Raw genomic sequence first — 6661 nt, 5'->3', positions numbered from 1 at the left:
GCCTCACGGACAGCCCCGTCGGCCTCACCGACCGCCACGGCGCGGTTGAGCCGTACGACGGGGCTGTCCGTGAGGCGTACGAGTTCGTCGTACCACTCCACGATCTGCACCCAGTCCGTCTCCCCGGCGACCGGCGCGTCCGCGTGCAGCGCCGCGATGGCGGCCTGCGCCTGGAACTGCCCCAGCCGGTCCCGTACGAGCGCCGCCTGGAGGATGCCGACGCCGTCGGCGATCATCGTGGTGTCCCACAGCCCGCGGTCCTGCTCGGCGAGCGTCACCAGGCTGCCGTCGGGCGCGGTACGGGCGGCCCGCCGCGCGTGATGCAGCAGCATGAGGGCGAGCAGCCCCGCCACCTCCGGATGGTCGATCGCGGCGGCGAGCTGCCGCGTCAGCCGGATCGCCTCGGCGGCGAGGTCCACGTCTCCGGAGTACCCCTCGTTGAAGACGAGGTAGAGCACCCGCAGCACGGTCGCGACATCGCCGGGCTGGTCGAACCGTATGCCCGACACGGTGCGCTTCGCCCGGCTGATCCGCTGCGCCATCGTCGCCTCGGGCACCAGATACGCCTGCGCGATCTGCCGCGTGGTCAGCCCGCCGACCGCGCGCAGCGTCAGCGCGACGGCCGACGACGGCGTCAACGACGGGTGCGCGCACAGGAAGTAGAGCTGCAACGTGTCGTCCGTCGTCGCCGCGGGACCCGGCGCCGGCTCCTCGTCGACCAGGTCCTCACGCCGCCGCCGCGCGGTGTCCGCCCGCGCGGCATCCAGGAACTTCCGCCAGGCCACGGTCACCAGCCAGCCCTTCGGATCCCGTGGGGGGTCGGCGGGCCAGAGACGTACGGCCTCGATCAGGGCGTCCTGCACGGCGTCCTCGGCCGCCGCGAAGTCGGCTCCGCGGCGGACGAGTACGGCGAGTACGGCGGGTGTGAGACTCCGGATCCGGACCTCGTTCACCTCGTTCACGGGAGAGGTCACTCCGTGATGGTGTCGTGGCAGCCCAGGAAGGGACGCAGCTCCAGCCACTCGTGGATCGGCTTCCCACCCGCGCCGGGCGCGGCGGACAGCTCTCCGGCCAGCTCGACTGCGCGGTCGTAACTGTCGACGTCGATCACCATCCACCCGGCGATGACGTCCTTGGTCTCGGCGAACGGCCCGTCGGTGACCGGCGCCCGCCCCTCACCGTCGTACCGGACGAACGTCCCCTCGGGCGCGAGCGCCTGGCTGTCGACGAACTCGCCGCTCTGCTCCAGCCGGGCCGCGAAGTCGTTCATGTACTGCATGTGGGCCGAGATCTCCTCGGGGGTCCACTTGTCCATGGGGACGTCGTTGACGGCGGTCGGGGCGCCTCGGTAGTGCTTGAGCAGCAGGTACTTGGCCATGGTGACTCTCCTCGGTGCTGGTGCGACCCATTCTGGTCGCCTTCACACCGGGGACGGAGCCGGCCACGGCTTCTCGACATCCTCGGTCAGATTTTTTCGAGGAACGTCGTCCAGGCGGCCGGGGCGACGGAGAAGGTGGGGCCGTCGGTGACCTTGGAGTCGCGGATGTGGACGGCGTGGGGGCAGGTGGCGACCTCGACGCACTCGCCGCCGCTCGCGTTGCTGTAGCTGGACTTGCGCCAGTCGAAGGCGATCTCTACGCAGCTGCCGCCGCTGGCGTTGCTGTAGCTCGACTTGAACCACCGCAAGGTGCTGGTCATTCCAGATCTCCTGCCAACCGTTCGATGAGGTCCAGCGATTGCTGAGGCCCCAGGGCCTGTGATCGGATCTTCGCATAGCGCTGGGCGTAGGTGCTGACCTTTGCCGGGTCGGCGATCAGCAGGCTCTCTTCCTGAACTTCGAAGTTGACCAGGTGGTCATGTTCCGGAGTTTCCACCAGCGTCATCTCGCCGTGACCGCCCGCGTATTCGCCCAGCAGTCCACACTCCAGTGGGAGCACCTGAAGCGTCACGTTACGACGCTTCGCGCACTCCGCCAAGTGCAGAAGCTGGTCACGCATGACCTCCCGACTGCCGATCATCCGGCGCAGCACGGACTCCTCCAGGATGACCTCGATCAGCGCCACCGGCTCCCGGTCCAACAGTGCGCTTCGCGTCATCCTCGCCTCGACCAGTTCGTCCACCCGCTCGTCGGGCAGTGGCGGATAGCCCCCGCCGATCAACGCTCGCGCGTACGCCTTCGTCTGGAACAGTCCGTGCACGACGAGTGTCGTGTACAGCCGCAGGCTCATCGCCTCCTGCTCCAGCAGCGCGTAGTTCTTGAACTGCTCCGGATACTTGTCCAGTCGGACATAGTCCCGCGCCGCCAGGAAGATGCCGATGTCGTCCCCGATCGTGCGCTCCATCGCCACCAGCATGTCGTCGCTCGCGGGTTGGGCGTTGGTCTCCATCGCGCTCACCGCCGCCGCTGAGAAGCCGATCTGGACGCCCATTTCCGTCTGCGTCAGCCCCTTTCGCTGTCGCATAAGACGGGCGATGTGCGCCACCAAACGCGTCGCCGGGCCGGCCGTTTCCTTGTTCTCTGCTCGCGCCATTGCGATCCCCAATTCGACTCAACCGGACTCAACCGGTCACAACTGATCTCGACCGAATTCAACCTCACGTAACGTGAGTTCTTGCAGGTCAACCGGTGCCCGACGGCTTCTCTCGGACCATAGAAACGCTAGCGGCGACTACGCAGAATGTCTGCGTGAATACAGAAAATGAGCGTTCATGGCTCCCCAACTCAGGCTTCCAACTCCGAAAAGCCGGAGTCTGGTTCGACGCGGTGCGCGTCGACGGAGCGGAGGGGCGTCGGCTCGCCGACATGATGGACTCCATCACCGCGGGCGACCCCGGCCCGATCGCCACCGAATCCAACGGGGCGCGGGCGGTGTACTTCTATCTCCCGGCCGGGAGTACGGCGCACCGGGTCTGGGCGCCGGGCGTCACGCGATTCAACTCCGGCAGCGGGAGAGTGAGTTACGTACCCGTCCCGGCGCTCAGCGGTGAGACGTGGCCGCTGTTCTGGTACTGCCCCCCGGTCGACTCCGGCCGCTTCGTCCACCCGGCGATCCTGCGCAACGCGGCTGCCGCGCTTTTCGGGCATCCGATGTCGTTCTAGGCCCAACCGGGCTGGATGCCTGCGGCGGCGCGATAGATCTGATTTTTTAGCTCGATCGGGGACGGTAGGCCCGGTTCGCCGAACGGGCCGGTCGACGGTGTGGATGATCTTGGCCGAAGTGCCTTCCGCCCGGAGCGCGTTCCAGCTCCGGGCGTCTTTCGCTGATCCTGGAGGATCCATGCGACACCCTGTTTCCCGTCTGCGTACGCGGGCGCTCGCCGTCGGGCTCGCGCTGGCGGCGTCCACGCTGGTGCCCGCGGGCTCCGCCGGGGCGGCCGATCAGTACGAGTGGGCCGCGTTGGGCGACTCGTACACCGCCGGCATCTTCGTCGGGGACCCGCAGCCCGCACTCGGTGACCCGTCGCGGGACGGCTGCGACCGCACCACGAACGCCTACCCCGACGTCGTCGACCGGGAGCTCGCCGAGTTCCCGCCGGGCAAGCCCGTCCGCCTGACCAATGTCAGCTGTGGCGCCGCCACCATCGCCGACATCGCCACGGCGAAGCAGGCGCCGATCAGTCCCGTCCAGCCCCCGGAGGGCGGGTGGCCTGCGGTGGCCCCGCAGACCGAGCGGGCCGGTCTGGGTGACCAGACCGACATCGTGACGATCGGCATCGGCGGCAACAGCCTGCCCTTCGGCGGTGTCCTCCTGAAGTGCCTCGAACAGGGCGTGGCCGGCAAGTCCTGCCGCGAGTTCTACACCAACCCGCCCGAGGGCGAGGAGAGCATCCAGGACAAACTCGCCCGGGTCCAGGACGAGTACATCGAGAAGCTGGCCAAGGTGCACCAGGCCGCACCCAACGCCAAGGTGATCACGGTGGGCTACCCGGCCGTCCTGCCGGAGAAGGGCAGCGAATGCAACCGCCTCTCCCTCACCGAAGTCGGCTCGATCACCCATGCCGACGTCGACTGGCTCCGTGACGACGTCCTCAAGCAGCTGAACAGCACGATCAAGCGGGTATCGGAGTTCTTCGGCGACCGCTACGTCGACGTCTACTCCTCCAGCGTGGGCCACGACGCGTGCCAGCCCGCGAACACCAAGTGGGTTGAAGGCATTTGCGGCGACGCCCCGGACTACTGGCCCGCCAAGCTCCCCGGCACCTTGCTGAACTGCGCGATCATCGGCAAGCGGGCCACCCTGGTCCACCCGAACGCCGAAGGCCACGCCAACACCGCCGCGCACGTCGAACGAGCCATCCGCATCGCCCTTCTCGATCGCTGACCGACCGTCCCGGCCCCGCCGCTCCTCGGCGACCGGCATATCTGCCGGTCGCCGACTGGCCGCTCTCGAAGACGGCGTAGCGGGATCATGGTTGTGGACCAGCCGACGGATCGGCTGAGACATGGGGGGATCATGGTCGCGTTTCACTCGTCCGCGCTGGACGGAGTCGCCCGCAACCCGGAGCTGCCGACACCGTTGCTGCTGCGCTTGCTGGCCTGTGAGGGCGGGGGTGAGGGTCCGCCCCGGCAGGCCTTCCGGAGGGCCGGGCTTCCCGGGGCGGCCGTCGCGGTGATCCTGGCTCACCAGGATCCCGGCGTCCGGGTCGAGTTCGCGATCAGCGCCAGGGCCGAGCCCTCGCAGCGGGCCAGGCTCGTGGACGACCCTTCCCCGAAGGTGCGGGGCGCTCTCGCGTACGGACCCGAGTGGCGAGACCCGCGTACGACGGTCGCGCCGCTGCCGGGCGACGTGTGCGCGCGCCTGCTCGACGACTCCGTCCCTTCCGTACGGGCCGCCCTGCTGGACTCACCGCATCTGGGGCCTTCGTTCGTCGCCTCGCTGGCCACGCACCGCGATCCGGCAGCGCGCCGGAGGGCGGCGCGCGTATGGGAGAAGCTGCCGACCGGCGATCGGGCGGCGCTGCTCGCCGACCCCGACCCCGAGGTACGGCGGGCCGCCGCGCTGGGGGAATGCCGGCGGGACGCACGCGTCACCGCCGAACTCCTGCGCGACCCGAAGTCCGCCGCCGAGGCGCTGCGACACGGGATCCTCCACCGCGCCGACGCCGAGCGGTGCGTCGCCGGGCGCACGCACCTGGCCGCCCTCGCCGAGAACCCGTCGCTGCCCCACGACCTCGTGGAGCGGCTCGCCGTCGACCCCGACGAGGACGTACGGCTGGCGGTCTCCCTCAGGCCCGAACTGGACGAGAAACGCCGCATGTCGATCCACTTCACGGTGGACGCCCACACCAGGGGAGACGTGCAGTGGGTACGCGACGGGCTCGCCGACCCCGAGGTGCTGCGACGGGCCGCGACCTCCGCCCACCCGCTGCTCCGGCGCACCGCCGCCCAGAGCCCGCACCTGCCGCCCGACCTCCTCGACCTGCTCGCGCGCGCCGAGGACCAGGTGGTGGACAACCTCTTGGGCGTGTACCACCCCGACACCCCGCAGGAGGTCCTGATGCGCGTGTACGCGCGGCTCGGCGGCACGTTCTCCGCCTGGATGGCGGAGACCGCACCCCGCTTCCCCCGCGAGGGTCTCGCCGCTCGTTACGCGGACCACCCGGACGGCAACTACCGCCGACTGGCCGTCCGGGATCCGGCCGCCACACCCCAGCTGATCGAACGGCTCAGCCACGACCCCGAGGTCTGGACACGCCAGGCGGCGGCCGAAGACCCGCGCCTCCCCCTCCACAGGCTCCGCGAGGCGCTTCACGTTCCTGAGCTGGCCTCCAGCGCGGGGGCCAACCCGGCGCTCCCCGAGGACGAGATGACCGCCGTCCTGGAACGGGCCGGGATTCCCGCCTGACCAATGGGCCCTGTGGTGGGTCCGTGGGCCCTTCGAGTTGGGTCTTGTACGTACGTAACGTGCGGCTGACGCGCCACGGCTGGACGCCGGGGGTCGGCGGATCTTCAGCAGACCGAGGGGTTTTCCGTTGTCCGATACACATGGCCTGGCGTTCCAGGTCAGGATGGACCAGCGCCGTTGGGAGTTGCCGCGATCACTCGCCGCGACGAGGGTTCTCCTGTACCTGATGTTCGCGCTCACGTTGCTGGGCGGCGTCGACGTACTCAACTCGCTGCTGGAGCTGGGCACTCGTATCACGCCGGCGCTCAGCCTGGCCGCGGCGTACGCGATGGTGCCGGGGGTCGTGGCGGTTGTTCTGGCGCGGCGGCTGTGGACGGGCGGCAAAGCGGTCTGGTTCACCCTGATCGCGCTCCAGGCGTGGCTGTTGATCGGCAGCGTCGTCAATCTGTACGGCGGCTCGGCGCGCGGCCTCAGCCAACTGCTGCTGCCGGGCGCCGTGTTGGCACTGGTGAGCGTGGGCGCGAGCCGGTCCTGGTTCGAACTGCCCGCGAACCAGCGGGCGACCAGGCCGCGCTGGACGCTGCGGCGGGACGGGATTCCGTCGATCCCGCATCTGATCAAGTGGCGCCGGAATCGGGGTCAGTCGACGGTCGAGTACGTGGGCATGGTCGGCCTGGTCGCCCTCATCATCGGCGCGCTGATGATGACGGGGGTCGGAACCCAGGTCGCGGTCGGACTCCAGACGGCGGTCTGCAACATCGTCGGCGGCGACTGCGAGTCGACGATGGTGGGGGACGGGGGCGCTTCCAGCGGGG

The 6661-nt window shown here is 69.5% G+C and carries 7 protein-coding genes and 1 pseudogene; 4 read left to right on the top strand and 4 right to left on the bottom strand.

Annotated features, from left to right (window positions below):
* The 4 genes from BHU15_RS20985 to BHU15_RS20970 all read right to left on the bottom strand — a co-directional run.
* Positions 1-953: RNA polymerase sigma factor (locus BHU15_RS20985; protein ID WP_069628605.1), on the bottom strand; the 953-nt coding region annotated here is incomplete at its 3' end.
* 17 nt (positions 954-970) lie between these two features.
* Positions 971-1378 carry a YciI family protein gene (locus tag BHU15_RS20980; protein WP_069628604.1) on the bottom strand — a complete coding sequence of 136 codons (408 nt, stop codon included), beginning with the start codon at positions 1376-1378 and terminating at the stop codon, positions 971-973.
* Positions 1379-1464: 86 nt separating this feature from the next.
* Entirely contained in the window at positions 1465-1698 is a 234-nt protein-coding gene (locus BHU15_RS20975; protein ID WP_069628603.1) for a DUF397 domain-containing protein, read from the bottom strand.
* Positions 1695-2531 carry a helix-turn-helix domain-containing protein gene (locus BHU15_RS20970; protein WP_069628602.1) on the bottom strand — a complete coding sequence of 279 codons (837 nt, stop codon included), beginning with the start codon at positions 2529-2531 and terminating at the stop codon, positions 1695-1697. Before BHU15_RS20970 ends, BHU15_RS20975 begins: the two co-directional genes overlap by 4 nt.
* A 155-nt stretch (positions 2532-2686) precedes the next feature.
* Here BHU15_RS20970 and BHU15_RS20965 point away from each other — a divergent pair, with 155 nt between their 5' ends.
* From BHU15_RS20965 to BHU15_RS20950, 4 genes and pseudogenes are all read left to right on the top strand, one after another.
* The gene (locus tag BHU15_RS20965; protein WP_069628601.1) at positions 2687-3100 is read left to right on the top strand and encodes a hypothetical protein; all 414 of its coding nucleotides are present in this window, start codon (positions 2687-2689) and stop codon (positions 3098-3100) included.
* A gap of 178 nt (positions 3101-3278) precedes the next feature.
* On the top strand, positions 3279-4322 hold the full coding sequence (locus tag BHU15_RS20960) for an SGNH/GDSL hydrolase family protein (RefSeq protein ID WP_069628600.1): 1044 nt from the start codon (positions 3279-3281) through the stop codon (positions 4320-4322).
* A gap of 132 nt (positions 4323-4454) precedes the next feature.
* Positions 4455-5846, top strand: coding sequence for a Mucin-2 (locus BHU15_RS20955; RefSeq protein WP_069628599.1), 1392 nt, complete (start codon positions 4455-4457; stop codon positions 5844-5846).
* A gap of 127 nt (positions 5847-5973) precedes the next feature.
* Positions 5974-6661: pseudogene (locus BHU15_RS20950) on the top strand (hypothetical protein); the annotation flags it as partial.

Source organism: Streptomyces niveus, from assembly GCF_001723055.1.
In the GTDB taxonomy this organism is placed as follows: Bacteria; Actinomycetota; Actinomycetes; order Streptomycetales; family Streptomycetaceae; genus Streptomyces; species Streptomyces niveus.
Note: the sequence above shows the minus strand (reverse complement) of the source record. Positions and strands in the feature narration are given on the sequence as shown.

Coding starts and splice junctions, on each gene's coding strand:
- BHU15_RS20960 (WP_069628600.1), top strand. CDS start 3,279: ATGCGACACCCTGTTTCCCGTCTGCGTACGCGGGCGCTCGCCGTCGGG.
- BHU15_RS20955 (WP_069628599.1), top strand. CDS start 4,455: ATGGTCGCGTTTCACTCGTCCGCGCTGGACGGAGTCGCCCGCAACCCG.
- BHU15_RS20970 (WP_069628602.1), bottom strand. CDS start 2,531: ATGGCGCGAGCAGAGAACAAGGAAACGGCCGGCCCGGCGACGCGTTTG.
- BHU15_RS20980 (WP_069628604.1), bottom strand. CDS start 1,378: ATGGCCAAGTACCTGCTGCTCAAGCACTACCGAGGCGCCCCGACCGCC.
- BHU15_RS20975 (WP_069628603.1), bottom strand. CDS start 1,698: ATGACCAGCACCTTGCGGTGGTTCAAGTCGAGCTACAGCAACGCCAGC.